The following is a 24,478-nucleotide window of genomic DNA, read 5'->3' as shown; positions in this document are numbered from 1 at the left end:
CGCCTTTGCCGGGGTGCGCGTTCCCGGCCGTTTTCCGAACCCATTTTTCGAGCTACAAAATCTTGGACAAAAACTCCTTTGTCCTCGCGTGGGCGGGATCGGCGAATACGGCCTTCGGCTCGCCCTCTTCCACGATGAGACCGCCGTCCATGAACAGCAGCCGGTCGCCGACCTCGCGCGCGAATCCCATTTCGTGCGTAACGATGACCATCGTCATGCCCCGCTCGGCCAAGCCTTTCATGACGTCCAGCACTTCGCCGACCATCTCGGGATCGAGGGCCGACGTGGGCTCGTCGAACAAAATCACGTCCGGCTGCATCGCGAGCGCTCGCGCAATGGCGATCCGCTGCTTCTGGCCGCCCGACAGGCTGTCGGGATAAACATCTTTCTTGTTCTCCAGCCCGACCGCGCGCAGCAAATCGAGCGCGACGCTCTCGGCTTCGGCCGGCTTCATCTTTTTCAGCTTTCGCGGGGCCAACGTAAGATTGTCGATCACTTTCATGTGGGGAAACAGGTTGAAATGCTGAAACACCATGCCCATTTTCTGGCGAATTTCGTTCAAATCCGACTGCTTGCCCGTTACCTCGCGGCCGCGAAACCGGATAACGCCGGCGGTCGGCTCCTCGAGACGGTTCAAGCAACGCAGAAAGGTACTCTTTCCGGAGCCGCTCGGTCCGATAATGACGACAACCTCGCCGCCGCGGATCTCATAGTCGATGCCTTTCAGAATCTCGTTTTTTCCGAAAGATTTTTTTAATCCCTGAACTTGAATCACGGTTACTCAACTTCCTCTCCAGCGCGCCGAGCAGTTTCGATAGCGTAAAAGTCATGACAAAATAACAGACGGACACGACGATTAACGGTTCAAAGGGCAAAAACAACGAACCTTGCAGAGTGCGTGCATTGTAGAGCAATTCCGCGATTCCGACCGTAGAAACGAGCGAGGAGTCTTTTAGAATAATGATGAATTCGTTGCCGATTGCGGGAAGCATATTGCGAAAAGCCTGGGGCAGCACGATATACCGCATCGTCATGCCTTTGGGCATGCCGAGGGAGCGGGCCGCCTCCGTCTGTCCTTTGTCGATCGCTTGAATTCCCGCCCGGAACACTTCCGCCATGTAAGCGGCGCTGTTGATCGTAAGAGCCGTTACCCCGGCCATGAAAGCCGACATGTTGATGCCGAATTCGGTAAGACCGTAATAGATGACCAGAATTTGCACCAAGAGAGGAGTTCCCCGAATCACCTCGATATAAATCGAGGCGACCGCTTTAAGAATCCAGATCCGCGAAATGCGCATGAGCGCGAAGAGGACGCCGAACAGCGTGCCGAGAAGAACGCCGAAGAACGACAGCTTCAGCGTCATCCACGCCCCCTTCGCGAACATGGGCCAATAGTCCTGAAGGAAAGAAAAATCCATTACCGCCGCTCCATCCGATCGTTATTCTCCTGCCAGTTCGTTTGCTTCCACGACGAAGCGTTCGATGTCTCCGTTCTCGATCAGGCGTTTCAGCGTGGCGTTAATGCTGTCAAGCAGCTCCGTGTTGCCTTTTTTGACGGCGATCGCAAAGCCCGTTTCTTCCGGAGGCTGTTCGATGACGACATCCGACACGACGGTGTCCGCCTGCGTTCTCGCATATTGGTCCGCAACCGGCCGCTCGAGAATAATCGCGTCCACCCGTCCGGTCGTCAGCTCCATGACGAGCTCCGGGATTTTAGCGAGCGAGGTGAGCGTTGCGCCTTCGATTTCCTGGGCCAATCCTTCCTGGATGGAACCCTTTTGCACGCCGATCTTCTTGCCTTCCAGATCCGCCGGCGTCTTGAACTGATCGGCGGCCTCTTTTTTGACGAGTACGCCTTGCGATGCATTATAGTAAATGTCCGAAAAATCGACCTGCTGTTTGCGATCCTCGGTCGGATTCATGCCGGAAATGACAAAGTCCACTTTCCCCGTATCCAGCGCCAGCAGCAATCCGTCAAAATCGGAGTCCTGGATTTCCAGCTCCGCGCCCAGATCATTGGCGATCTCCTTGGCGATCTCGATATCGAAGCCGACGATCGTGTCCTTGCCGTCGATCAGCTTGTGGAATTCAAACGGGGCGTAGTCCGCGCTCGTTCCGAGCACGATTTTGGAGGCGGCCTCGGAAGCGGGAGCCGAACTCTCCGCGGGGGAGGCGCTCGCGGTAGACGGAGAAGTCGCCGAGGCCGACGGAGCCGCGGACGAGCTGCCTCCCGAATTGTTGTTGCCGTTGCCGCAGGCGGCGAGGCCGCCGATCGCCATTACGGATACGATGCCCGTGAGGAGCAACTTTTTCATCTTGTTCATCTTTTCCATCTCTCCCATTCGATCCCGTTTTTTTGAGATGATCCTTTCGATCCTCAAATTTGTATACAATATACAATACACAATATAATTATTATGTATGTGAAATATTATAACATCCATTCTCGGCTACGACAACAGAAATATGCAATTCATGCAATTGCCTACTAATTAACGTCAATAAACATAACATTCATGATCGAAACTCCTTTCTTGAAAATATGCAATGCCGATGTTAGAATTTATCATGATTGATTTTGCCTGTTTGCTGGGGCAAAAGACGAACGGAAAGCGACTTGTCGGTTCCCTTTCGGTTTCCCGCCGTTTAAAGCGGGCCGAAAGCTGGACAACATGCCGCATATCGGCTTAAGGGGGGAACTGTTTGCAGGCTCCTAGATATCAATCCTTGAAGGACCATGTCTATAACTATATCGTTAATAAAATCCAGGACGGGGCCCTTCTGCCGAACCAGAAAATAAACGAAGCCGAAATCTGCAAAAAGCTGGACATCAGCCGGACGCCGACCCGCGAAGCGCTGTTTCAACTGACCTCGGACAATCTGCTTGAGTATATTCCCAGAAGAGGTTTTATCGTAAAACCGCTCGATGCCAAGAAAAAACTCGACGTCTCCCAAATCATCGGCTCTTTGGAAGCATTGGCCGCCTCGTTGGCGATCGAGCATCTCGCCGATGCGGATATGGCCGAAATGACCGCCATTGCCGTCAAGATCGACGAGGACATCCGGCGCGGCGACTTTTCTCATTATTACAACGATCAATACCGCTTCCATGAAGTCTATATCCAAAAATGCGATAACCCTACGCTGATCGAAACGCTGCATCTGCTCAAGAACAGCTTTATCCGCCAGTCCTACCTAAGCGAAGACAAGGAACGGATGGCCAGGGTTCTTCAAGAAGTGAACAACGAGCACCACCAAATTCTCGAACATTTTCGCGCGAAGGATAAAGACGCCCTCGACGCCTTGCTGAAATACCATTGGCGAATCATCGACTCGGAAATGCTGTAAGACGCGCCGACATCGCGGCCATTTGTCTGGCCGCGTGTCCCGGGGCGTCTTTTTATTTCCCCTGAACGGCGCCGACAAAGCGCCTATAGCGAATGAAACGAAAAAAACTCCCTTCGGAAAGAACCCGAGGGAGTTCAATTCGCACGGATAACGGGTCCGGGAAATCCGGGGGCCCGCCGCTCACCCTTTGACCGCGCCGCTGACCATCCCCTTGATGAACTGCTTTTGCAGCAGCAGGAAGGCGATGACCATCGGCAGGGAAGAGATGACGACGCCGGCGAAAATGAGCGGCCATTGGTTGTTGTACTCGCCGGTAAAGGAATAGATGGCGATCGGGATCGTGCGGACCGACGACTTCTGCAAAAACAGCAGAGGAACCATGAAGTCGTTCCAGATGCTGATGCAGTTCGTGATGACGACCGTCGCCGTAACCGGCTTCAGCAGCGGAAACACGATCAGCGCGAACGCGCGGACGCGCCCGCAGCCGTCGATGGACGCCGCCTCCTCCAGATCGGCCGGCAGCGCGCGGACGAATTCGAAAAACAGGAAGACGACGAACGGAATCGTCACCGCCACGTAAGCGAGGGCGCCTCCCGGAATTTTGTTGATCAGTTCGAACGTCCGGAAAACTTTGTACAGCGGGATCATGGCGATCTGGAACGGCACCATCAAGCCGAGCAAAAAGTATGCATACAGCGCCCGGTGGATCCGGGAGCTGCCGCGCGCCAGCGCGTAAGCCGCCGCGGAGCCGAACAGCACGAGCGCCGCGAGGGAGATCGCGGTGACGAGCAGGCTGTTGCCGAGCGCAAGGCCGAGCGAGGCCTGCGTCCAGGAGGAGACGAAATTGTCGAGCCGGATCGAGGCCGGCAAGCCGAACGGATTTTCGAGAAACTCCGACGGCGTCTTGAAGGCGATCGACAGCAGCATCCAGAGCGGCACCAGCACGACGACCGACCAAATTGCCAAAAAAACGAGGCGGACTCCGCCTATCCAGCCTTTTGCGGTCATCGTCATTCGCCTCCCGCCCGCAGCACGCGAAGCTGCGCGTATGAAATCAGCATGATGAAGGCCAGCATGACGAGCCCGATGGCCGAAGCGTAGCCCATGTCGTTGAAATTGAACGCCATCCGGTACAGAAGCGTGCTGAGCGAATCGGTCGCGCCGCCCGGCCCGCCCTGCGTCATGATCATGATCGTGTCGAACACTTTAAGCCCTCCGATCGTCGCCAGAATGACGCTGACCGTAAACGCCGGCCGCACCTGGGGAACGGTGACGTTCAGCAGCCGCTTCCACGGACCCGCGCCGTCGATTTCCGCCGCTTCGAGAAGCTCCTTGGACACGCTTTGCAGCGCCCCGAGAAAAATAATCATATGAAAGCCGGTCCACTGCCACATATGCGCGAAGATGACGCTCGGCAACGCCAGCTTCGGATCTCCGAGCCAGTCCTGCTTGAGCGCGCCGAGTCCGACCGCGTCGAGCGCCGAATTGATGACCCCGAAAATCGGGGAGTACATATAGCTCCACATATAGCCGATCGACAAGCCGCTGAGCAGGGTCGGGATCAGGAAGAGCACGCGAAGCGTCTTGCGGATCCGTCCGTTTCCGTCCAGCGCCAGGGCGGCCAAAAAGGCGATAAGGTTCAAAAAAACGACGAGTCCGAGCGCGAACGCGAGCGTGTTGCGCAGCGTGCGCCAGAAGGCGTCGTCCGCCCACAAGCGCCGGAAGTTGTCCAATCCGATAAACGACAATTCCGGCGACAGCCCGTTCCAGTCGGTCATGCTGTAGTAGAAGCTGCTAAGCGCAGGATAACTGAGAAAAATCGTGTAAACGAGCAAGCCCGGCAGCAGAAACAGCAGGTCCGAGGCTTTGAACGCGAGCTTGCCCGTTCTTTTTCGACTTGCCATACGGTCGCCCTCCATCCCGAAAAGGACAGCGCCGCGCCGCGTCCGGCGGATTCCTGCGCCGCTGTCCTTCGCCTATTCCGTTCTCTCTTTAGACCTTATCCTTGTTTCGCTGGAAGGCTTCGTCCAGCTTCTTCAGCATGCCGTCGATGCTCTCCCCTCCGGAGAACACGCTCTGGATTTCCGTGAACAGCGTATCCTGAACGCCAGCCGGCCAGTTGATGTCCAAAAACGGGTAGGTGCCGCCGCTCATGTACGGCTCCATATCCTTGAGGGCGGGGTCGAGCTCGACCGAGGCGTCCGTAAACACCGGGAACGCTTTTTTGCCGTTCAGCCAGATCCGGTTGTTTTCCGGCCGGGACATGAATTCCAAATAGGTTTTCGCCTCTTCGGGGTAAGCCGTCTTCGCGTTGACCGCCCAGAACGCGCCCGGGCCGACGGAAATCCACGCTTCCTTGCTGCCGTCCGTATACGGGAGCGGGAACATGCCCAGGTCCAGGTCTTCCTTCAGCGCCCGCAGGTTCGGAATCATGAACGAACCGTTGACGACCATCGCCGCTTGCCCGGAAGCGATCAGCTGCGCCGTCTGGTCGTAGGTCGTGCCCATCAGGCCGTCGTTGAAGTATTCCTTGAGCGCCACGTAATCCTCCATCGTTTGCTTCCACGCGGAGTCCGCGAACGTCGCCTTGCCGTCGTACATTTGCCGGTCGAAGTCCGGCGTATTCGCGTAAATCGAATTCGCGATCATCGGATACGCGATCAGCTGCGTAATCCACAGGTCCTTGAAGCCGACCGCAAGCAGAATTTTGCCCGCGTCCTTGATCTTTTTCGCCGTATCGAGAAATTGCTCCCACGTTTTGGGGATTTCCAGATTCAGTTCCTTGAACAGCGCCTTATTGTAAATGACGCCGATGACGTGCTGATCCGCCGGCATGCCGTAAACTTTGCCGTCATAGGAAGCGACCGATTTGGCCGAGTCCGGCAGCCTCGATACCCAGCTTTCCCCGGATAGGTCCAGCAGGTAGCCGGCGCTCGCGAACGGATCCTTCTTTTTTCCCGGCCAGACGGTGAACAAATCCGGCGCGTCGCCGGCCGCGAGACGCGTTTTGATGACCGTCGAATATTGATCCTCCGGGGCGACCTCCAGCTCGATTTTGATGTTCGGATTCTCTTCGCTGAACTTCTGGTTCAACTGGTCGAGCGCTTCCTTTTCGCTGCCCGAGGTCGTATACGCTTTCAGCGTAACCGTTTCCGTTTTTCCCGATGCGGACGAAGACGGGCTTCCGCCCGCCGCGGACGGCGAAGCTCCGCCTTCTCCGTTCGATCCGCAAGCGCTTGCAACGAGCGCGAACCCGAGCGCCAGCGCCAGGAGACCGGCCCCTTTTTTTCTGATTTGCATAGCGGTTCGTACCTCCTTGAATTTGGCTTCCGCTGCTCATTATAAGCGCTTCCGCTCCCCCTTGAATGCGGACGATTTTGCGTATTGGGGGGGATTATTTTTCCATGCGCCATTTGTTCGGGGATGCGCCGTATTTTTTCTTGAACAGCTGGCTGAAATATTTCGGGTCCTCGTAGCCGACCATGGCGCCGATCTCGCTCAGGCTAAGCCGATCCTCGAGCAGCAGGCTTCGCGCCTTCTCCAGCCGGAAATCCGTCAAATAATCGGAAAAAGAGACGCCCGTCTCGTTTTTGAACAGGCGGGACATGTGCCCGACGCTGATGTGATGGCGGGAGGCGAACTCCTGCAGCGACAAGCCTTCTCCGTAATGAAGCTTTACTTGCCCGATCAATTGCTGCACCAGATGGCGCGTGTCGGCCGTCGGCCGCCCGCCCTCCCGCTCCATCAGCGTCGAAATCCATCCCTCCAGCCAGGGCTTCAGCTCCGCATATCGGACGGCGCGGCGCAAAGGGCCGTTCAGCGATTCCGTATCCATGGCCTGGGCAACGCCCGCGTTCGAAGCGGTCGAAGCCAAGTTGTATTGAAGCGCATAAAACAAATTCACCAGTTGGGTCTTCGCCTCGCGCGCCGTCGCCTTCCGCTCGTGCAGCGCCTTCAGCAGCTTGTCGATTCCCTTGCTCGTTTCGGCCCGGCTTCCGTTCCGCACATACGCTTCGATCAGCCGAGCCGCGTCCCAGAAGCCGCTCCAGTCGCTCGCGGCTTGCGTTCCCTCGCCCCCGGCCCCCGCAAACGTCGGATGGCCGATCGCAAGCGTCTCCTCCAGCATCTTCATGGCGCGCAAGTAGGCGGGCCGCAGCACATCGCCGTTCCCCCGCTCCGCGACGAACGCCCCGTGCGCCGTCCCGGTCCGTCCGGCCCGCCGGTGGAGCTCCGCCGCCGTCCGCGCGGCCTGCGCTTTCCCCTTCTCCGCCGCCGGCCAAACCGCCGCGAGCAGCCGCGGCTCCACGCGAAGCAGGCGCGCCGAGCCGCCCGCGAGCGCGGCAGCCTCCGCTTCCAGCTCCCGGATGTCGCGGTCCGGCCATGCGCGCGGGCCGTCCCAATTTTCCAGCAGCAGCCACAGCGTGCTCCAGCTGCCTTCCGGGAGCAGCCGGCTTCGCTCGGCGGGGGAAGAAGCCCCCGTCATCGCGTCCACCCAGGCGGCGTCTTCGCTCCGTCTCCGGAAACGCAATCGTTCCTCCCGCTCGCGCAGCGCCTGCTCCGCGCTGGCGAGCAGCGTTTCCGTCGGAACCGGCTTCAGCAAAAAATCCTTGACGCCAAGCCGCAGGCCCGTTCGGGCATATTGAAATTCGTCATATCCGCTCAGGATGAGGCAAACGACGCCTTCGTCCGACGCCAGCAGCCGCTCGATCGTTTCCAGCCCGTCGAGCCCCGGCATCCGGATATCGGTCACGACGACGTCCGGGGGGCACTCGGCCGCCTTTCTCAGCGCACGACGCCGACGATTTCCGGCGCTTCGCGCTTGCGGCCGATCGCCTTGATCATGTTGAGCGTGTTGAACAAAAAGTGCGGGTTGATTTGCGCCTGTAGCGCCAGCAGCCGGGTATCCTTTTCGCGGAGCTTCGATTCGTACGCCTCCTTGATCAGCACGTCCAGGTTTTGGACCATCTCATTGAACATTTGGCCGAGGTGCCCCACCTCGTCGTTCCGTTCGGGCCTTAACCGCACCTTGAAATTCCCCATCTCCACCTTCTGCATGTTCCGCATGAGCAGCCGCAGCGGCCGGGTAATGCCGGTCGAGATCATGTAGGAGACGACGATGACGGCCAGCAGCGCCGCCGCGGCGATCAGCAGCGTAACGTTGCGCGTTTGCTTGATTTTGCCGACAACGCTGTCGTACGGAACGAACGCAACCATCTGCCAATCGGCCCCGTTCACCGGGCGGGTGACAAACAGCGAGCGCTCCCCGGCCCACTCCGTTTCCCCGGAACGAAGCCCGGCGCCGGCATACGCCGCAAGCTCCGGCATCGCGCGGCCGGTCGCGGCGCCTTCAGCATCGTAGATGACGTGGCCGTTCCGGTCCGCGATATAAAAATGCGAAAACGACCGCAAGCCGGATTCTTCCTGGCCGAGGGCATAGTCGAGGCTTTGGGCCTTGATGTCGATTTTGAGATAGCCGAGCACGCTCGGAACCGGAAAATCGTTGATCGGGCGAATGAGCGAAAACACGGTTTCCGACTTGCCGAAGACGGTCGTCTCCGGTCCGGACGGCCAGATTTCAAGCGCTTTCAATTCGCCGTTGGCGATCAATCCGTACCAGGGCTCCTCTGCGAGCTTGTAGTGGAGGCGCGGGCTTTTTTCTTTGGATGCATAGTACAGGCGGCCGTCCGTGGAAAAAACGTAAATGCCCTGCACCTGATTCCAGGGCGAGGCGTAGCTGAGAAGGCGGTAGTTCATCTCGTTCGTGTCGCTTTGCCGGTCGCTTTCCGAGTCGCCGCTTTTCGCGCGCAAAATGCGCTGGACGCTCGGATCGCCGAAGATCGACAGAGACAGCCGTTCCGCGTTGTCCAGAAAAAAGCCGACGCTTCGGTTCATTTGATCCACCGTATTTTCGCTCAAAAACAGCGCCTGCGCTTTGATTTCGCGAATCATCGTCCAGTAATAGACGAAGCCGACTGACGTAATGGTAACGAGCATGACGAGCGAGAACCAGAACGTAAGCTTCGTTTGAATGCTGCGAAAGCGCAGCGGAGCGGGCGGTCGAAGCCGCGCGAGCATAGCGATTCCCCCTTCGGTCGGCCCGCTTGAAATAAGGACCGGCTGTCGACAGTGCAAAAAAGAGCCCTTGCAGGCTCTTTTCATCGAACAAACTATGGATAATGTTACCACCGGTTGCCCCGCGCCGTCGAGATGCTTTTTTTTGCGATCAACCGGATCCGCCTCAAAGTCAAGCGGGAGAAATGCCGTTTAGGCCTTCGGCTCACGGCGGTACGCATCACGGTTTGCTCGGGCCCGCGATCTGGATCCGGTAAGGCTGCGAAATGTAATTCGGATAATCGTAAATGTCGAACGTTAACGGCTGCGCGTAAAGCTCGTTTTCGATGTTGAAGGAGACGGATTGTTTCGAAGGCTCGCCGGACGTGAACGAAGCGAAACTGCCGGAGCGGTTCACGCTTGAGTATTCGGCGCCGGAAGCGTCCGTAAACGTATCGTTCAGAAGCAGTCCGTAAATCATGTTGTCCTCGGGCAATGTCTTGTTTAGCGTCAACCCGATATTCAAGCGGTTCCCCGTCTCCGATATGCCTGAAAGCTGCACATTTTCGTCCGGCGCCTGAATCAACTTTTTCCGTTCCGTATCGATAACGAGCTTCGACTTGTTCTTATCGAGCGCCCGAAACCAGGAGCCTTCCAGGTAAAGCTCCTTCGGCTGCCGGTAGTAGGGACTTTCGAAATAGATCCGGTCCTGCCCGAAGCCTCCCTTGTACTGCCACTCCGTGCCGTTTTCGTCGAGAAGCCGAATATCTCCCGGTCCCGTAATCCGCTTGGCGTTCGATTCCTCGTAATCAAGCTGTACGTAAACCCGCAATGGCGAAACGGTCGCGCTCGCGAACGTGATTTTCTGCCCTTCGGCGACGATCGTCTCGTTCAGTTCGTAGTTTCGGGTCAAGCCGGCGAATTTTTCGCGATCGATCGGAAACCTCACGCTAAGCCGGGTTCCTTCCGCATCCTCTTCCGCGGTCGGCTCCAGTCCGGCCCGAACGAGACGCTTCTGCAAACCGTCGTAAGGAACGACGATGACCTCCGGAGCGAAAACCGCCTCTTCCGGCATGGCGGAACCTTCCTGCAATTGGGCATCGATCACGCCGCGGAGAACTCCTTTCGCGTAATCCTCCTGCTCCTTTTCGTCGAGGGAACCGTACGCGATCATCGCTTCAAGAGATTCTCCGTTCGCTCGGGACAGGTTGGGCTCCAACAGGCGAACGACCCGCTCCCCTTCTCCTTCGGCCCTGATTTCATAAAAAATGACGAGCCGCTGATCGTCGGCGATAATGCCCCGAACGGTCAGCTTGATGCCGTTCTTCTCGTCGGACAAGCCGATCGGCTGCATCAAGTCGGCGTCCATCGCCAGCTCAAGCCCTTTGTCGTTCCAGCCTCCGATCAGATCGACGAACGCTTCCATCCCCGGAATTTCCCGCACGATCGCGGCGAAAACGGGCGACACGCGGATCGTAAACAGGCAGGCGGCGACCAGCAGCACGGTAGCCGCGCTTGCCGCCATCCGTTTTCTCCGCTTGCCGGCGCGCCGGCTCTTGAGCTTTTTCCCCCGCTCGATTCCTTGCAGAATGGCACGGTCGACGCTGTCGGGCGCGGAATTCGCCTTATCCGTCCACTCCGGCGTTAACCTCGCATTAACGTAAACCGTCGGATCGGCCGGATTCTGCCGCCCGTTTTCTTCCGCGCTGTCCGCCGAACCTTCCCCATTCTCGCGATCCCATCGCTTATCGTCCGGCATAGCCGCCTCCTTCCCGGCCGCACATCCGCTTTAACTCTTTCAGCGCCTTATGCAGCCATGTCTTGACCGTGCCTTCCGGTTTCTCCAGAAGCTTTGCGATTTCGCCCACCGTCAAATCCTGATCGTACTTCAAAATAATGACGTGCCGATATTTGGGCGCAAGCTTGTCGATCGCCGCCCGCAGCGTGAGGCGTTCGTCCATCGCCAGCTCGGCGGCCAGCGGTTCCGGCAGCCGGGCAAGCGGCAGCGTCTTGCGCCGGCGCTTCTGCTCGTCCATACAGTAATGAATCAAAATGCGGATGAGCCACGTGTGGAAAAATCGGGGCTCCTTCAACTTTTTCAGCTTCATGTAGGCGCGGCATGTCGTTTCCTGGATCGCTTCCAGCGCATCGGTTTCATCCCGCAGGTAAGCGTAGGCGATCGCGTACAGCCTCGTTTTGGCGCTTCGCATCAATTCGTACAGGGCGTCGTCGTCCCCTCCCTGCGCGGCGCGTACCCGCTCTTCGAGCTCCTCCGTCGTCAAGCCGTCTCCCTCCATTCTTTAATTAGACTTCGGAACGGGGCAAACGGTTTTGATCCGGCGAAAAAAAATCGGCAGCCGAGCGCGCCCCGAAATAAACCGAATTGCGCGGGGTTCGGCGGAGCTTCGTTGGATTTTGTCCAACCAAAATCGGCTTTTTCGCGATTCTCGCTGGCTTCATTGGATTTTGTCCAATCTGGAGAAGCCCTTTCGGAGATTTCGTCCGAATTGGCAGTTCCTCGTTGGATAAAATCCACTCTAGATTGAGATTTCCCCGTTTCCGGCTTGTTCGAATGGATAAAATCCAACATAGGCTCCCCGCTGCAGGAGGGGATCTCCCCGCCGAACGGATCCTCCGCCGGCTGAGCGGATCTCCCGCTGTCCCGCAAGCCGCGCCGTCTCCAAAAAAAACCGCCCCGGCCAGGAGGCCGCGAGGCGGTTTGAAAGGCGACAAGCACCGGGCAACGTCCGAAGCGGACGCGCGATCTTAGCTTTCGAGCAGAAGCGATTCCGGATCTTCGAGCAGTTCCTTGACTTTGACGAGGAAGCTGACCGCTTCGGCGCCGTCCACGATCCGGTGATCGTAGGAGAGCGCAAGGTACATCATCGGGCGGATCTCCATCGTCTCGTTGTTGATGGCGACCGGACGGTACTGGATTTTGTGCATGCCGAGAATCCCGACTTGCGGCGCGTTCAGAATCGGCGTCGACAGCAGCGAGCCGAACACGCCGCCGTTCGTGATCGTGAACGTGCCGCCGCTCAGATCGGACAGGCTCAGCGTATTGGAACGGGCTTTCTTCGCGAGATCGGCGATCGTGCGCTCGATTTCGGCGAAGCCGAGACGGTCCGCGTCGCGTACGACCGGAACGACAAGGCCTTCCTTGGCGGCCACGGCGATGCCGATGTCATAGTAGTGCTTTTCGATGATGTCTTCGCCGTCGATTTCCGCGTTGAGCAGCGGGAACCGCTTGAGCGCGCCTACGACGGCTTTCGTGAAGAACGACATGAAGCCGAGGTTGACTTCGAATTTTTCTTGGAACGATTGCTTGCGGCGTTTGCGAACGTCGAGAATGGCGGTCATGTCGACTTCGTTAAACGTCGTCAGCATCGCGGCGTTGTGCTGCGCTTCGACGAGGCGATTCGCGATCGTCAGCCGACGGCGCGACATGCGCTTGCGTTCCGACGGCTTGGCCGGATTGACGGCGGCCGGAGCTGCGGCCGCCGCAGGCTTGGCTGCCGGAGCGGCAGCGGAGGCCGGAGCGGAACCGGCTGCGCGCACGTCCTCGGGATAGACGCGGCCGAGCGGATCGCGGGTCGGCGTGCGGCTCAAGTCGATGCCCTGCTCGCGCGCCAGCTTGCGGGCGGCCGGGGATGCCGGAACGTTCGCGGCGGAATCCGCGGCCGCGGGAGCGGCTGCCGGTGCGGCCGGCGCGGCTGCCGGTGCGGCTGCAGGAGCTGCGGGAGCCAAAGCGGCCGGGGCCGCGGGCGCAGGGGCCGCGGCAGCGCCGCCTTCGCCGATCCGTCCGACGACTTCGCCGATTTGCACGGTGTCGCCTTCTTGGCGGATGATTTCGGCGATGACGCCGCCTTGGTCCGCGCTGATTTCCAGGTTGACTTTATCGGTTTCCAGTTCGAGCAGCAGGTCGCCCTGCTGAACCGTATCGCCTACTTTAACGGCCCATCTGGCGATGGTTCCTTCCGAGATCGATTCTCCCATAGCGGGTACGATGATTTCTTGCACTGTTGTTACCTCCCCAAGTTAAGAGTCAAGGAACGACTCGGCTTCAACGTTTGCGAGATGATATACTGCTGTTCCAGCGCGTGGACCTGCTGGAAGCCGGTAGCCGGGCTCGAACGGTCCGGGCGGCCGATATATTGAACGGAGACGCCGGCGGGGGCAAGATCGCGAAGCCGGGACTCGACGAAATTCCAAGCACCCATATTGCGCGGTTCTTCCTGAACCCATACGATTTCTTTCAGTTTCGGGTAGCGTCCGGCAATTTCGGCGATTTCGTTCGCCGGGAAAGGATAAAGCTGCTCGACGCGGGCGATATGCAGCCAATCCGTCTTGCCGTTCTCTTCCTTCTCAAGCGCTTCGGCCAAATCGATCGACACTTTGCCCGAGCAGAGCACGAGCCGTTCGACGCGGTCTTTCTTGCCTCCGAGGCCCGGATGCTCCAACACGGAGCGGAACGAGCCTTCGCTGAACTCCGCAGGCGCCGAAGCGACGCGCGGGTTCCGCAACAGGCTTTTCGGGCTCATGAGCACGAGCGGCCTCGCGTTGTCCGTGCCCAGCAGGGACGCTTGGCGGCGGAGCAGGTGAAAATACTGTGCCGCGCTCGAAACGTTGGCCACGATCCAGTTTTCTTCGCCGGAGAGCTGCAGCACCCGTTCGAGCCGCGCGCTCGAGTGCTCCGGCCCCTGGCCTTCGAAGCCGTGCGGAAGCAGCATGACCAGGCTCGATTTTTCGGACCATTTGGAGCGTCCGGCCGCGATGAACTGGTCGAACAGCACCTGCGCCACGTTCGCGAAATCGCCGAACTGCGCTTCCCAGATGACCATCGTTTCGGGAGAAAACACGTTATAGCCGTATTCGAAGCCCAAAACGGCCGATTCGGACAACGGGCTGTTATGAATCGCAAACGATGCCCGGGCTTGCGGCAAGCGGTGCAGCGGACAGAACACGTCGCCCGTCTCCGGGTCGTGAAGCACGAGGTTCCGGTGCGCGAACGTGGCGCGCTCGGCATCCTGCCCGGTAATCCGGATCGGACGGCCCTCGGACAAAATCGTGGCGAACGCCAGCGTTTCCGCGTGGCTCCAGTCCACCTTTTCCCCTTCGTTCAGCGCGTCCGCGCGGCGTTCCAAAATCTTTTGCAGCTTCGGATACACCTTGAATCCGTTCGGCCACCGCAGCAGCTCGGCGTTGATTTCGCGAAGCTTCTCGAGCGGCACCGCCGTCGGGAACGCCGGTTCCTTGTCGTCAGCCTCGGGCGGCGATTGGTGCACCGCTTCCTGCCCTTCGTTCTGCTTCACTTGCTCGTACGCTTCCTTCAGCTTGTCGAGCACGGATTTTTTGATTTCGTCGTAGGTTCCCTCGCTCAGGGCGCCCGCTGCGGAAAGCTTGTTCCAGTAGATCTTGCTGACCGACGGGTGAGCCTTCACTTTCTTATAGATCAGCGGCTGGGTCGCATCCGGATCGTCGCCCTCGTTGTGGCCGTATTTCCGGTAGCCGACCAGATCGATCAGGAAATCCTTCTTGAACAGTTTGCGATATTCGGCGGCCATTCGCGCCGCGGCGATGCAGGCTTCAGGATCGTCCGCGTTGACGTGAACGATCGGAATTTCATATCCTTTGGCCGCGTCGCTCGCATAATGGGTCGAACGCGAATCGACGCTCTCGGTCGTAAAGCCGATTTTGTTATTGACGATAATATGGATCGTGCCGCCGATTCCGTAGCCCCGCAACTGGCCGAGGTTCAACGTTTCCGTTACGATGCCCTCGCCCGGGAAAGCCGCGTCCCCGTGCATGACGATCGATGCCGCGAGATCGAAATTTTGCTTCGGATAGCCCGGTTGGCTCCGATCCTCCTGGGCGGCACGCGCGAAGCCTTGCACGACCGGATTGACGTACTCGAGATGGCTCGGATTGTTCGCCAGCGTGATGCGCGTTTCGACGGCTTCGCCCGTCTTGATCGAACGGTTCGCTCCGAGATGGTATTTGACATCCCCCGTCCAGCCGTAATTGATGCCGATCGAGCCTTCGGACGGGATCAGATTTTTGTTCGGCGAATGATGGAACTCGGAAAAAATTTTCGAATACGGCTTATTCAGCACGTGGGCCAGAATATTCAGGCGGCCGCGGTGAGCCATGCCCATCGTGATGTTGCGGACGCCGTCGTTCGTCAGCTCGTGCACGATTTCGTCCACGAGCGCGACCAGCACGTCGTTGCCCTCTACGGAGAACCGTTTTTGGCCGACGAAGGTGCGGTGCAGAAAATCTTCGAACTGCTCCGCCTCGATCAGGCGGGTCAGCAGCTTCCGCTGTTCCGCGGCGTTCGGCTTCTTGGACGGAATTTCCTGCTCCGCCCAATGGTTCAGCCACTTTCTTTCCTCTTCGGAATGAACGTGGCCGAAGTCGAAGGCGATCGTTCCGGTGTAGGTTTCGCGCAGCTTCTTGATCGCTTCCCAGCCGTTCGCGAGGCCCGCCGGAGCGCCTTCCCATACGAGCTCGGCCGGCAAAGCCGCCAGGTCCGCTTCGCTCAGTCCGAACGCGGAAGGCTCCATAATGTTCGTATCCGCTTTCGGACCGATGCCCAGCGGATCGATGTCCGCAGCCAAATGGCCGTAAGCGCGAATATTGAAAACAAGCTTGCCGGCAAGCACGGCGTTCCGCAGCTGCCGCGGGTCGATTCCGGCCGCCGAAGGAGCCGCCTGCGCGGCCGAACCGGCATAGCGAAGAGGCGGCGCTCCTTTTGTCGCGAACAGTTCGCGATATTCCGGCTCTACCGCCTCCGGATTGCTCAAATACAATTCATACTGCTCCTGGATGTAGCCCAAATTGTGGCCGTAGTACTTTTCCCAGAATTCACGTTGGGTACACTCTTCTGTCGCCATGGTCCTACCCCTCGAGTTCATTGATTTGTCGATAAAATGAATTTTTAAACGTAAATAAGTCACCCTAGAAATTATAGTATATCCTTGACGATGTTAAAAATAATCAATTCCTATCAATATCATCTCAAAATGAGATGGATGGGCCCGCGCAAGGAAAAAAGGGGCTCCGAGCACGACCCCCGGGGCCATTCATTTTCTCAAGCGGTCGTCGGACATCCGTTTAAGCCGCCCGCTTCACCCCGGCAAATCTGCCGCGGCGTCCAAAATCTGCCCCATCGTAAAAGAGACGCAGGGCAGCCGTTCGGACCGGACCGCCTCGTCCCTCTCATAGACGTTGAGCAGCTCGTAGCTTCCGTCAGACAAAACGTACTGCTCCAGCGCTTCGTTGCCGGGGTCGGCGATCCAGTATTCGGGAATCCGGTAAGCGGAATAAACGTCCAGCTTGTCGAACCTGTCCCGCTTGACCGAATGAGGCGAAAGGATTTCCACGACGAGATCGGGAATGCCCTCGATCCCCCTGCGGGTGATAATCCCGATTCGGCTGCGGTTAATCATGACGATATCGGGCTGGCGGACCTCCGTCGGGGACAAAATCAGATCGACCGGAGACGCAATGACGATATAATCGTTCTGACATCCGTTCGTAAGAACATTTTGCATGAAATAGCTGATGACTTGATGCTTGGGCGTGGGCCCCGGAGACATCGACTCCAGCACGCCGTCCGCGATCTCGTACCGCTTTCCGTCATCAGGCATGTTGGCGTAATCGTCGTACGTTACCGGCTGTTCCCGGATCGTCGCCGCGCGCTCGCCGGCATTTGCCGTCCTTTTCGACCGCTTTTCCCCGTTCATCCGAACATTCGCCCTCCATCATGCAAATAGCACCTCATCAAAGCTGCACGCATCGTGATCGGCTTTGTGAGGTGCTTCCCCGTCTTTCGTTGCTTTTATTATCTATCGGTTCGTCCTTCGTGTCAACGCCGCGAAGAGCCGGGTCAGTGTCAAGCTAGCGTGGGCAGTCATTTAAGATGCCTGGAACGCGAACCCCGAAGGAACCTCTTCCTTGTAAGCGCTTTGCTTCGTTCTTTCATCAAACACAAGTGATTTGTCAGAATTTTTTGCCGTTATCCGCGAAGTGCTTTGAGTGCCATACCCGTTGTGCTGCTTTGCTTCGGTCCTTGCAGCATGCGAATCATTCCAGCGATACAACCCTTGACCGGTTGCGTCACGTTCTTGAGCAATTGCCGCATGTTTATCGACTGCTGCGGCGTTGCCTGCTTACTCGCTTGTCCTTCAACCGTTCTTACCACCGTGCCCGCTTCTTGAATCCTCATCATCGTCCTCAGCATCGCCCTGACGCCTCGCTCACTCCAACTGTACCCGCCACGCTTCGTCCGCTTGGCGAATATACGCATCTGCGATTCCGCGCTTCCCATCGGGCGCATACCGCTTGTGTCGATCCCCTTCGCCTGGAGTGTTTTTCGGTAGTCGTCCAAATGCTTCTCATGCCGCTTTAGAAATCTTTTATACGGCTTCCAATCCTTCCGGTTCTCTTCCGCTATCTCTTGCTCCGACACGCCTTCCAGGACCGCCATAAGCGCGGCTGCATCCTGTTTGGCCAAAGACCGTCTCACGGTCTCCCACACCTGCGGCAAATGACCAACAAAGCGTTTCAAATCACGCGCCACATGAAAGCGGTCCAGCATGTACAGACATTGGTGAAAGTAGGATGTACATTCCCCGATCCACGCCGCGCCGTCTCCGTTCACCACAAGCCACGTGTTCTCGTCGATTTCGTAACGCTCCACCAGAAAGTCCCCGAACCCTTCCCAGAAGTCGCCGCCGCTCGTATGCAGGTAATGCTGTTTGTTCTTCAGCTGTACCCGCTTGCCGTTCTTCTCCCAGCCTTCGTGTACGACTGCAATTGCGTTCTCCATCCCGCGCTTTTTGCTCCGCTGCAGCTTCGTGTACAGCCCATCCACTTCCACGAACAGCACGCGGGCAGCGCGCCGTTTCACCGCTGGCATCGGCTGTTGCGCACGCTCCATCAGTTTTTCCCTGATCGCTTGGTGGCTCAGCACATTGTAGCCCAAAAGCTGCTCCAGCCTCTTTGCGCTGTCCCGGTACGACGGTCCTTGGCTTGCGAATGCGATTGCTGTCTCTTCCAAATGCGGACTGACTTTCCCGCGCCCTTCGAATTGCAACAGCTGATCCAGCAGATACACGTGTTTGCCGCTTCTACGGTCACAGTACAATCTCCGCTTAAAGCGCACATTCCCGAACACTGTGTTGACGCTTGTTTCACGCTCGTCCTTTACTCGATAACGCTCTCGGTCCCGTTGCTCCAGGATCTGCTGATCCAGCGCCTCCAGTACCTGCTTCATCGCACGAGCGAATTCCTCCTGCATTTTCCGGAAAATCCATTGCTCAATCTCTTTCATCGTCGGCATTGTTGTGGTAAAGTGGCTCACAGGAGCTTCCTCCTTCTTGGTGTGTTGTGCGCAAACATCACTTTACCAAGGGAGAAGCTCTTTTTCTATATCCGCTTTTTCCAATTCCTACACCCACAGAGATTTTACACTATCAAGAGCCGGGAACCCGCCAATGCAACGTCGCCAGTGCAACCGTCACTTCGGACCCTCGAACGCCCCGTTGTAGCATCGCCTGCAAACCGGCTTGTAATCCTCGTTTCCCCCGATTTGAATTTGGTCCCCCTCGTTGACGGGCTGTCCGTCTTTATACCGGATGACCATCGTCGCCTTGCGGTCGCAGTACCAGCAGATCGTTTTGATCTCTTCGATTTTGTCCGCGTAGGCAAGCAAATAATAGCTTCCTTCGAACAGGTTGTTTTGAAAATCGTTTTTCAGGCCGAACGCCATGACCGGAATGTCGAGCTCGTCCACGATTCTCGCGAGGTCCAGCACCTGCTTTTTGTTCAAAAATTGGGCTTCGTCCACGAGCACGCAGTAGATGCGTTTTCGGCCTTCCCTGGGCAAGAACGACTTCACGCTTTCGAATAAATCGGTGTCGTCCTCGACCGGGATCGCTTCGCGCGTCAAACCCGCGCGGGAACCGATGCGGTTGTGCCCGCTCCGGGTATCGATCGAAGGAGAGAACAGCAATACCGGCTTGCCTTGCTCCTCGTAGTTGTGCGCGACCTTAATGATTTCGATCGATTTGCCGCTGTTCATCGTTCCGTATTTAAAGTACAGCTGCGCCATTCGCTTCCCTCCGGTCTTCCGCACCCGCGGCTTGATTCGTGCTGTTTACAAACGACCGGACAATTCGTTCGCAAAACCGCCCCGTGCCTTCGTTCCATTTTACTCCTCGCTTCGGCGCTTTGCCAGCATCGCTTCCAGACGTCCGAAGGAAGTTCGCTTGCTTGACCGGTTCTGTATGCCTATCGATAGACAGAAGGGGCCGTCCCCCAGGTCGATTTTGACCTTTCGGGACGGCCCCAAGCAGCCTCCGAAGGACGAGCCCCCGGCAGCGAAAGCTAAATGTCTTAAATGGTCAGCCAGCGCTTGAACATATGCTTCGTCGTGTCGCGGTTAATGGCCGCGATCGAAGTCGTCAGCGGAATGCCCTTCGGGCAGGAGCGCACGCAGTTTTGCGAGTTGCCGCAGCCTTCGATGCCTCCGTCCTCCATCAGCGCTTCCAGACGTTCGTGGGCGTTCATTTCGCCCGTCGGGTGAGCGTTGAACAGACGGACCTGCGAAATCGGGGCCGGTCCGATAAAGCTGGAGCGATCGTTGACGTTCGGGCACGCCTCGAGGCAGACGCCGCACGTCATGCATTTGGACAGTTCGTACGCCCATTGGCGCTTCGATTCCGCCATCCGCGGGCCCGGGCCGAGGTCGTAAGTGCCGTCGATCGGAATCCACGCCTTGACGCGCTTGAGAGCGTTGAACATGCGCTCACGGTTGATGACCAGGTCGCGGACGACCGGGAACGTCGTCATCGGTTCGAGGCGGATCGGCTGCTCGAGCTGATCGATCAGCGCGGAGCAAGCCTGGCGCGGCTTGCCGTTGATCACCATCGAGCAGGCGCCGCACACTTCTTCCAGACAGTTCGACTCCCAGCAGACCGGCTTCGTTTTCGAGCCGTCCGCCTTGACCGGATTCCGCTGAATTTCCATCAGCGCGCTGATGACGTTCATGTTCGAACGGTACGGGATATCGAACTCTTCCGTGTAAGGAGCCGAGTCCGGATTGTCCCGACGGGTGATAATGAATTTGACTGTGCGTTTGGCGGTTGCCGTTTCGGCCATCGCTTATCCCTCCTTCTTCTTGTTGGTGGAATAGTCGCGCTTCCGGGGCTTGATGAGCGAAACATCCACGTCCTCGTACGAAATTTCCGGACCTTCGTGCGTCCATTTCGCCTTCGTCGTCTTCAGGAAGTTTTCGTCGTCGCGTTCCGGGAATTCCGGCTTATAGTGCGCGCCGCGGCTTTCGTTCCGCAGAAGGGCGCCGACCGTCATGGCTTCGGCAAGCTCCAGCATGTTCCACAGCTGGCGGGTAAACGAAGCGCCCGCGTTGTTCCACCGCGCCGTATCGTTAATGTTGATTTTGTTGTAGCGCTCTTTCAATTCCTTGATTTTGCCGACCGTCTCTTCGAGTTTCTTGTTGAAACGGACGACGGTCATGTTGTTCGTCATCCATTCGCCAAGCTCTTTGTGCATGACGTAGGCGTTCTCGTTGCCGTCCAATTTCAGGATCGATTCGTATTGGGCGGCCGCTTTCGCGCGCTCGCGTTCGAATACGCTCTCGGACACGTCCTCGGCCGATTTTTTCAGGCCTTTGATGTATTCGATCGCCTTCGGTCCGGTCACCATGCCGCCGTAGATCGCCGAAAGGAGCGAGTTTGCGCCCAGACGGTTGGCTCCGTGGTATTGATAATCGCATTCGCCGCAAGCGAAAAGCCCCGGAATGTTCGTCATCTGGTTGTAATCGACCCACAGGCCGCCCATCGAATAGTGAACCGCCGGGAAAATCTTCATCGGAATTTTCCGCGGGTCGTCGCCGGTGAACTTCTCGTAGATCTCGATAATGCCGCCGAGCTTGACGTCCAGCTCCTTCGGATCCTTGTGGGAAAGGTCGAGATAAACCTTGTTCTCGCCGTCGATGCCGAGCTTCTGGTTGACGCAGACGTCAAAAATTTCGCGAGTCGCGATGTCGCGGGGCACGAGGTTGCCGTAAGCCGGATATTTCTCTTCGAGGAAGTACCACGGCTTGCCGTCCTTGTACGTCCAGATGCGTCCGCCTTCGCCGCGGGCCGATTCGCTCATGAGACGGTTTTTGTCGTCGCCCGGAATCGCGGTCGGGTGAATTTGGATGAATTCGCCGTTCGCGTAATAGACGCCTTGCTGGTACACGGCGCTTGCCGCCGTGCCGGTGTTGATGACGGAGTTCGTCGTTTTGCCGAAAATGATGCCGGGGCCGCCCGTCGCCAGAATGACCGCGTCCGCGCGGAACGTTTTCACTTCCATCGAACGCAGGTCCTGCGTCACGATGCCGCGGCAAATGCCTTCCTCGTCGACGACCGCGCCGGTAAATTCACAGTGCTCGAACTTCTGCACGAGCCCCGCGGCCTCCCAGCGGCGAACCTGCTCGTCCAGCGCGTACAGCAGCTGCTGTCCCGTCGTGGCGCCCGCGAACGCGGTACGGTGATATTGCGTGCCGCCGAACCGGCGGAAGTCGAGCAGGCCTTCCGGCGTCCGGCTGAACATGACGCCCATCCGGTCCATCAGATGGATGATGCCCGGAGCCGCTTCGCACATCGCCTTGACTTGCGGCTGATTCGCGAGGAAGTCTCCGCCGTACACCGTATCGTCAAAGTGCTCCCATGGGGAGTCGCCTTCGCCCTTCGTATTTACCGCGCCGTTGATGCCGCCTTGCGCGCACACCGAGTGCGACCGCTTGACCGGCACGAGCGAGAACAGGTCGACCCGCATGCCCGCTTCCGCAGCTTTGACGGTAGCCATCAAACCTGCCAGGCCGCCGCCGACGACGATCACTTTTTGATTTGCCATTGATGTTTCCTCCCCTTAACTGATCGTTACCGAACCGAGCGCCGAAGCGGCCGCCGCGAACTCTTCTCCGCGGAACGCGAACAGCGACAGCAGGAACAAGGCGGTTACGATCACGAAAATGCCCATGCAGATGTTCGAGGAGACGCGTTGGGCGCGCGGTCCGACCGTAATGCCCCAGCTGACCAGAAACGCCCACAGGCCGTTCGCGAAGTGGAACGAGGCGGCCAGAACGCCGATAATAAAGAACGTAAAATAAACCGGATTGCTGACGATGCCGTGCATATGGTTGCCCAGCTCTTCATGAGTCGTGTTGCCGAGCGCGATTTGAACGCGAGTCGTCCACACGTGCCAAATCACGAAGATGAAGGTGATCACCCCTGTAATCCGCTGCAGCGCGAACGCCCAGTTCCGGCCGTAGCTGTAACGGTTCACGTTCAGGTCGGAGGTGAACGCCAGATACAGCCCGTAAACGCCGTGGAATGCGATCGGAAGCCAGATGAAGAACAGCTCCAGGAAAAATACGAGCGGAAGGCTGTTCAGCAGATTTACCGCATCCTTGAAGCCTTCCGGGCCGCCTTCAAACGCGGAGTAGTTCGTCAGGGCGTGTTCGATGAAAAACAGCCCGAGCGGAATGACTCCGAGCAGCGAATGAAGCTTGCGGGGGTAATACGAATTTCCACTCATGTCGTTGTGCCTGCTCCTTTCGAATCCGTACGTTTTGGACGAAAAACGGCCGCTACTGTCGCGGAAGCGCTTTTTCGTCACGATTTTGTCACTCTTCTAAGGTTACTGCATTTTCGCTTATAATGGAACTGCTTATTTTTTATTAACACTTATACCGAATACGCATAAGCGGAAGGATGACCTGTTATGCTGGAAGATATGAAGCTGTTCGCCACCGTCGTGGAGCATTCAAGCCTAAACCGGGCCGCCGAACGGCTCAATTTGACGCAGCCCGCGCTTTCCCGCCGCATCGCCCGGCTGGAGCGGGAGCTGGAGGTCGATCTGTTCCGGCGGATCGGCAAAAGGCTCGAGCTGACGCCGGCCGGCCAGCTCACGTACGAATTCGCGCTGGAGCTGCGCCGCTTCCACGGCGAATACCTTCAGCGCTTGAACGCTTTCAAAACGGAGGAAGCGCCGGTGACGACGATCGGCGCGAGCCTGACGTCGCTGCAAACGACGCTTCCGGAAATCGTCAAGGCGATCACCGAAAAGCATCCGAACCTGGAAATCAAGGCGATCACGGGAAAATCGCATGAAATCGCCACGCTCGTCAAAGAACGGAAAGTCGACTTCGGCATCGTCGCCTCGGCCGTCGACGACGACCCGGCCGTCACGAGCGTCCCCCTGTTCGACGACAGCCTCATGCTCGTGCTGCCGCGCACGCATTTTATATTGGAAAAAACCCAGCTCGAAATGAAGGATTTGAACGGCCTGCCGATGATTTTATTCGCCCCCGGAACCTGGTACCGCACGCTTACCGACGAGTTGTTCCGGCGCCATGGGATCAAACCGGACGTCCGCATGGAAATCGATTCGTTCGAAGCGATCGTCCGCCTGCTCGCCGCTTGCCGCGCTGGCACGCTGCTGCCGACGTCCTATCTGCGCCCGCAGCTTCTGGAAGACAACGACTTGTACGTCGTCCGGCTCAAGGAGCTGGAGGTGACCAAGCGCACGACGTCGCTCATCTACGGAGACTTGGGCTGGCTCGTCCCGTCCACGCGGTATCTCATCGAAGAGACGATCGCCTATTTTTCCCGGAACAGCTTCAAATCGAGCGAGCATTTGACGCCTTGATGGCGAATGTTTCCGGTATATTGCCCGTTAAAAAGTATGTTATCCTCACTAGGAGCTGGATAGACTCTTCCGAGTCAGGAAATTCAAGCTTAATCTGCCAAAACCACCGATATTTTCATCCCCGAATCGCGCGAAAAAGCGAAAATCTTCGGCTTCCAAAACGTTAAACTGTACATTCTCGAGTAAGCTCGAGCCGCAATTTTCGCACATAGGAGCTGCTGCATAAAAAAGATTGGCGACGTCAGGGAGCATATCCCTGCGTCGCCGTTTTTTGTTTTCGGTTCCGCTGTCGCCACTATTCGCAACCTCTCAATGGCCTTTCGCCTTCCCTTTCCGCGGGTACGTTTTGTACAAGAAA

21 protein-coding genes are annotated in these 24,478 nt (G+C 57.8%); 2 read left to right on the top strand and 19 right to left on the bottom strand.

The genetic code is table 11. The features are described from left to right. Positions 1 to 52 precede the first annotated feature (52 nt). Genes JW799_RS17010 through JW799_RS17000 form a run of 3 tightly spaced genes read right to left on the bottom strand, consistent with a single transcriptional unit; the run spans position 53 to position 2,324 of the window. Positions 53 to 775 carry an amino acid ABC transporter ATP-binding protein gene (locus JW799_RS17010; protein WP_080833977.1) on the bottom strand — a complete coding sequence of 241 codons (723 nt, stop codon included), beginning with the start codon at positions 773 to 775 and terminating at the stop codon, positions 53 to 55. Further along, a complete protein-coding gene (locus tag JW799_RS17005; RefSeq protein WP_080833978.1) occupies positions 708 to 1,418 on the bottom strand; it encodes an amino acid ABC transporter permease in 711 nt (236 codons plus the stop codon). Before JW799_RS17005 ends, JW799_RS17010 begins: the two co-directional genes overlap by 68 nt. 21 nt (positions 1,419 to 1,439) lie before the next feature. Beyond that, a complete protein-coding gene (locus JW799_RS17000; protein ID WP_080833981.1) occupies positions 1,440 to 2,324 on the bottom strand; it encodes a transporter substrate-binding domain-containing protein in 885 nt (294 codons plus the stop codon). 379 nt (positions 2,325 to 2,703) lie between these two features. On the opposite strand from JW799_RS17000, the gene JW799_RS16995 reads away from it, so the two are divergent. After that, entirely contained in the window at positions 2,704 to 3,348 is a 645-nt protein-coding gene (locus JW799_RS16995; protein WP_080833983.1) for a GntR family transcriptional regulator, read from the top strand. Positions 3,349 to 3,528: 180 nt separating this feature from the next. On the opposite strand, the gene JW799_RS16990 is transcribed toward JW799_RS16995, so the two are convergent. From JW799_RS16990 to JW799_RS16915, 16 genes are all read right to left on the bottom strand, one after another. After that, a complete protein-coding gene (locus tag JW799_RS16990) occupies positions 3,529 to 4,356 on the bottom strand; it encodes a carbohydrate ABC transporter permease (protein WP_176220679.1) in 828 nt (275 codons plus the stop codon). Between the two features lie 2 nt (positions 4,357 to 4,358). Continuing rightward, on the bottom strand, positions 4,359 to 5,252 hold the full coding sequence (locus JW799_RS16985; protein WP_176220680.1) for a carbohydrate ABC transporter permease: 894 nt from the start codon (positions 5,250 to 5,252) through the stop codon (positions 4,359 to 4,361). A gap of 88 nt (positions 5,253 to 5,340) precedes the next feature. Continuing rightward, complete coding sequence (locus tag JW799_RS16980) at positions 5,341 to 6,648, bottom strand: ABC transporter substrate-binding protein (protein ID WP_080833989.1); 1,308 nt, start codon at positions 6,646 to 6,648, stop codon at positions 5,341 to 5,343. 94 nt (positions 6,649 to 6,742) lie between these two features. Beyond that, positions 6,743 to 8,098, bottom strand: a complete 1,356-nt coding sequence (locus JW799_RS16975; RefSeq protein WP_080833991.1) for a response regulator transcription factor — start codon at positions 8,096 to 8,098, stop codon at positions 6,743 to 6,745. A gap of 32 nt (positions 8,099 to 8,130) precedes the next feature. Further along, a complete protein-coding gene (locus tag JW799_RS16970; protein WP_176220681.1) occupies positions 8,131 to 9,423 on the bottom strand; it encodes a cache domain-containing sensor histidine kinase in 1,293 nt (430 codons plus the stop codon). 217 nt (positions 9,424 to 9,640) lie between these two features. Continuing rightward, positions 9,641 to 11,158, bottom strand: coding sequence for a DUF4179 domain-containing protein (locus JW799_RS16965; protein WP_080833995.1), 1,518 nt, complete (start codon positions 11,156 to 11,158; stop codon positions 9,641 to 9,643). After that, the gene (locus tag JW799_RS16960) at positions 11,145 to 11,681 is read right to left on the bottom strand and encodes a sigma-70 family RNA polymerase sigma factor (RefSeq protein ID WP_275901469.1); all 537 of its coding nucleotides are present in this window, start codon (positions 11,679 to 11,681) and stop codon (positions 11,145 to 11,147) included. Before JW799_RS16960 ends, JW799_RS16965 begins: the two co-directional genes overlap by 14 nt. Continuing rightward, positions 11,678 to 11,989: a hypothetical protein gene (locus tag JW799_RS16955; protein WP_176220682.1), complete on the bottom strand. Its 312-nt coding sequence runs from the start codon at positions 11,987 to 11,989 to the stop codon at positions 11,678 to 11,680. Before JW799_RS16955 ends, JW799_RS16960 begins: the two co-directional genes overlap by 4 nt. A 176-nt stretch (positions 11,990 to 12,165) precedes the next feature. Beyond that, positions 12,166 to 13,419, bottom strand: coding sequence for a 2-oxoglutarate dehydrogenase complex dihydrolipoyllysine-residue succinyltransferase (gene odhB / locus JW799_RS16950; RefSeq protein ID WP_205430787.1), 1,254 nt, complete (start codon positions 13,417 to 13,419; stop codon positions 12,166 to 12,168). 5 nt (positions 13,420 to 13,424) lie between these two features. Then, on the bottom strand, positions 13,425 to 16,292 hold the full coding sequence (locus JW799_RS16945; RefSeq protein ID WP_205430786.1) for a 2-oxoglutarate dehydrogenase E1 component: 2,868 nt from the start codon (positions 16,290 to 16,292) through the stop codon (positions 13,425 to 13,427). Between the two features lie 234 nt (positions 16,293 to 16,526). After that, complete coding sequence (locus JW799_RS16940; protein WP_205430785.1) at positions 16,527 to 17,144, bottom strand: Uma2 family endonuclease; 618 nt, start codon at positions 17,142 to 17,144, stop codon at positions 16,527 to 16,529. Between the two features lie 272 nt (positions 17,145 to 17,416). Then, positions 17,417 to 18,763 (bottom strand): ISLre2-like element ISTco1 family transposase, encoded by a 1,347-nt coding sequence (locus JW799_RS16935; protein WP_080836672.1) that lies wholly within the window; start codon positions 18,761 to 18,763, stop codon positions 17,417 to 17,419. A gap of 156 nt (positions 18,764 to 18,919) precedes the next feature. Next, positions 18,920 to 19,513 (bottom strand): thymidine kinase, encoded by a 594-nt coding sequence (locus JW799_RS16930; RefSeq protein WP_080834005.1) that lies wholly within the window; start codon positions 19,511 to 19,513, stop codon positions 18,920 to 18,922. A gap of 284 nt (positions 19,514 to 19,797) precedes the next feature. Beyond that, the gene (gene sdhB / locus JW799_RS16925) at positions 19,798 to 20,562 is read right to left on the bottom strand and encodes a succinate dehydrogenase iron-sulfur subunit (RefSeq protein ID WP_205430784.1); all 765 of its coding nucleotides are present in this window, start codon (positions 20,560 to 20,562) and stop codon (positions 19,798 to 19,800) included. Between the two features lie 3 nt (positions 20,563 to 20,565). After that, positions 20,566 to 22,323 carry a succinate dehydrogenase flavoprotein subunit gene (gene sdhA, locus JW799_RS16920; RefSeq protein ID WP_205430782.1) on the bottom strand — a complete coding sequence of 586 codons (1,758 nt, stop codon included), beginning with the start codon at positions 22,321 to 22,323 and terminating at the stop codon, positions 20,566 to 20,568. A 15-nt stretch (positions 22,324 to 22,338) separates the two neighbouring features. Then, positions 22,339 to 23,007: a succinate dehydrogenase cytochrome b558 subunit gene (locus JW799_RS16915; protein ID WP_080835414.1), complete on the bottom strand. Its 669-nt coding sequence runs from the start codon at positions 23,005 to 23,007 to the stop codon at positions 22,339 to 22,341. A gap of 186 nt (positions 23,008 to 23,193) precedes the next feature. Between JW799_RS16915 and JW799_RS16910 the strand changes: the two genes are divergently transcribed. Further along, positions 23,194 to 24,120 carry a LysR family transcriptional regulator gene (locus tag JW799_RS16910; RefSeq protein ID WP_080834011.1) on the top strand — a complete coding sequence of 309 codons (927 nt, stop codon included), beginning with the start codon at positions 23,194 to 23,196 and terminating at the stop codon, positions 24,118 to 24,120. The last annotated feature ends 358 nt before the right edge of the window (positions 24,121 to 24,478 follow it).

The organism is Cohnella algarum, from assembly GCF_016937515.1.
GTDB classification, from domain to species: Bacteria; Bacillota; Bacilli; order Paenibacillales; family Paenibacillaceae; genus Cohnella; species Cohnella algarum.
This window is presented reverse-complemented; position numbering and strand designations above follow the sequence as displayed.

Excerpts from the sequence above, each read along its gene's own strand:
- JW799_RS16985 (WP_176220680.1), bottom strand. The coding sequence starts at position 5,252 with ATGGCAAGTCGAAAAAGAACGGGCAAGCTCGCGTTCAAAGCCTCGGAC.
- JW799_RS16930 (WP_080834005.1), bottom strand. The coding sequence starts at position 19,513 with ATGGCGCAGCTGTACTTTAAATACGGAACGATGAACAGCGGCAAATCG.
- sdhA (WP_205430782.1), bottom strand. The coding sequence starts at position 22,323 with ATGGCAAATCAAAAAGTGATCGTCGTCGGCGGCGGCCTGGCAGGTTTG.
- JW799_RS16940 (WP_205430785.1), bottom strand. The coding sequence starts at position 17,144 with ATGAACGGGGAAAAGCGGTCGAAAAGGACGGCAAATGCCGGCGAGCGC.
- JW799_RS16965 (WP_080833995.1), bottom strand. The coding sequence starts at position 11,158 with ATGCCGGACGATAAGCGATGGGATCGCGAGAATGGGGAAGGTTCGGCG.
- JW799_RS16970 (WP_176220681.1), bottom strand. The coding sequence starts at position 9,423 with ATGCTCGCGCGGCTTCGACCGCCCGCTCCGCTGCGCTTTCGCAGCATT.
- JW799_RS16915 (WP_080835414.1), bottom strand. The coding sequence starts at position 23,007 with ATGAGTGGAAATTCGTATTACCCCCGCAAGCTTCATTCGCTGCTCGGA.
- JW799_RS16910 (WP_080834011.1), top strand. The coding sequence starts at position 23,194 with ATGCTGGAAGATATGAAGCTGTTCGCCACCGTCGTGGAGCATTCAAGC.
- sdhB (WP_205430784.1), bottom strand. The coding sequence starts at position 20,562 with ATGGCCGAAACGGCAACCGCCAAACGCACAGTCAAATTCATTATCACC.
- JW799_RS16955 (WP_176220682.1), bottom strand. The coding sequence starts at position 11,989 with ATGTTGGATTTTATCCATTCGAACAAGCCGGAAACGGGGAAATCTCAA.
- JW799_RS16980 (WP_080833989.1), bottom strand. The coding sequence starts at position 6,648 with ATGCAAATCAGAAAAAAAGGGGCCGGTCTCCTGGCGCTGGCGCTCGGG.
- JW799_RS17005 (WP_080833978.1), bottom strand. The coding sequence starts at position 1,418 with ATGGATTTTTCTTTCCTTCAGGACTATTGGCCCATGTTCGCGAAGGGG.
- JW799_RS17000 (WP_080833981.1), bottom strand. The coding sequence starts at position 2,324 with ATGAACAAGATGAAAAAGTTGCTCCTCACGGGCATCGTATCCGTAATG.
- JW799_RS16945 (WP_205430786.1), bottom strand. The coding sequence starts at position 16,292 with ATGGCGACAGAAGAGTGTACCCAACGTGAATTCTGGGAAAAGTACTAC.
- JW799_RS16990 (WP_176220679.1), bottom strand. The coding sequence starts at position 4,356 with ATGACCGCAAAAGGCTGGATAGGCGGAGTCCGCCTCGTTTTTTTGGCA.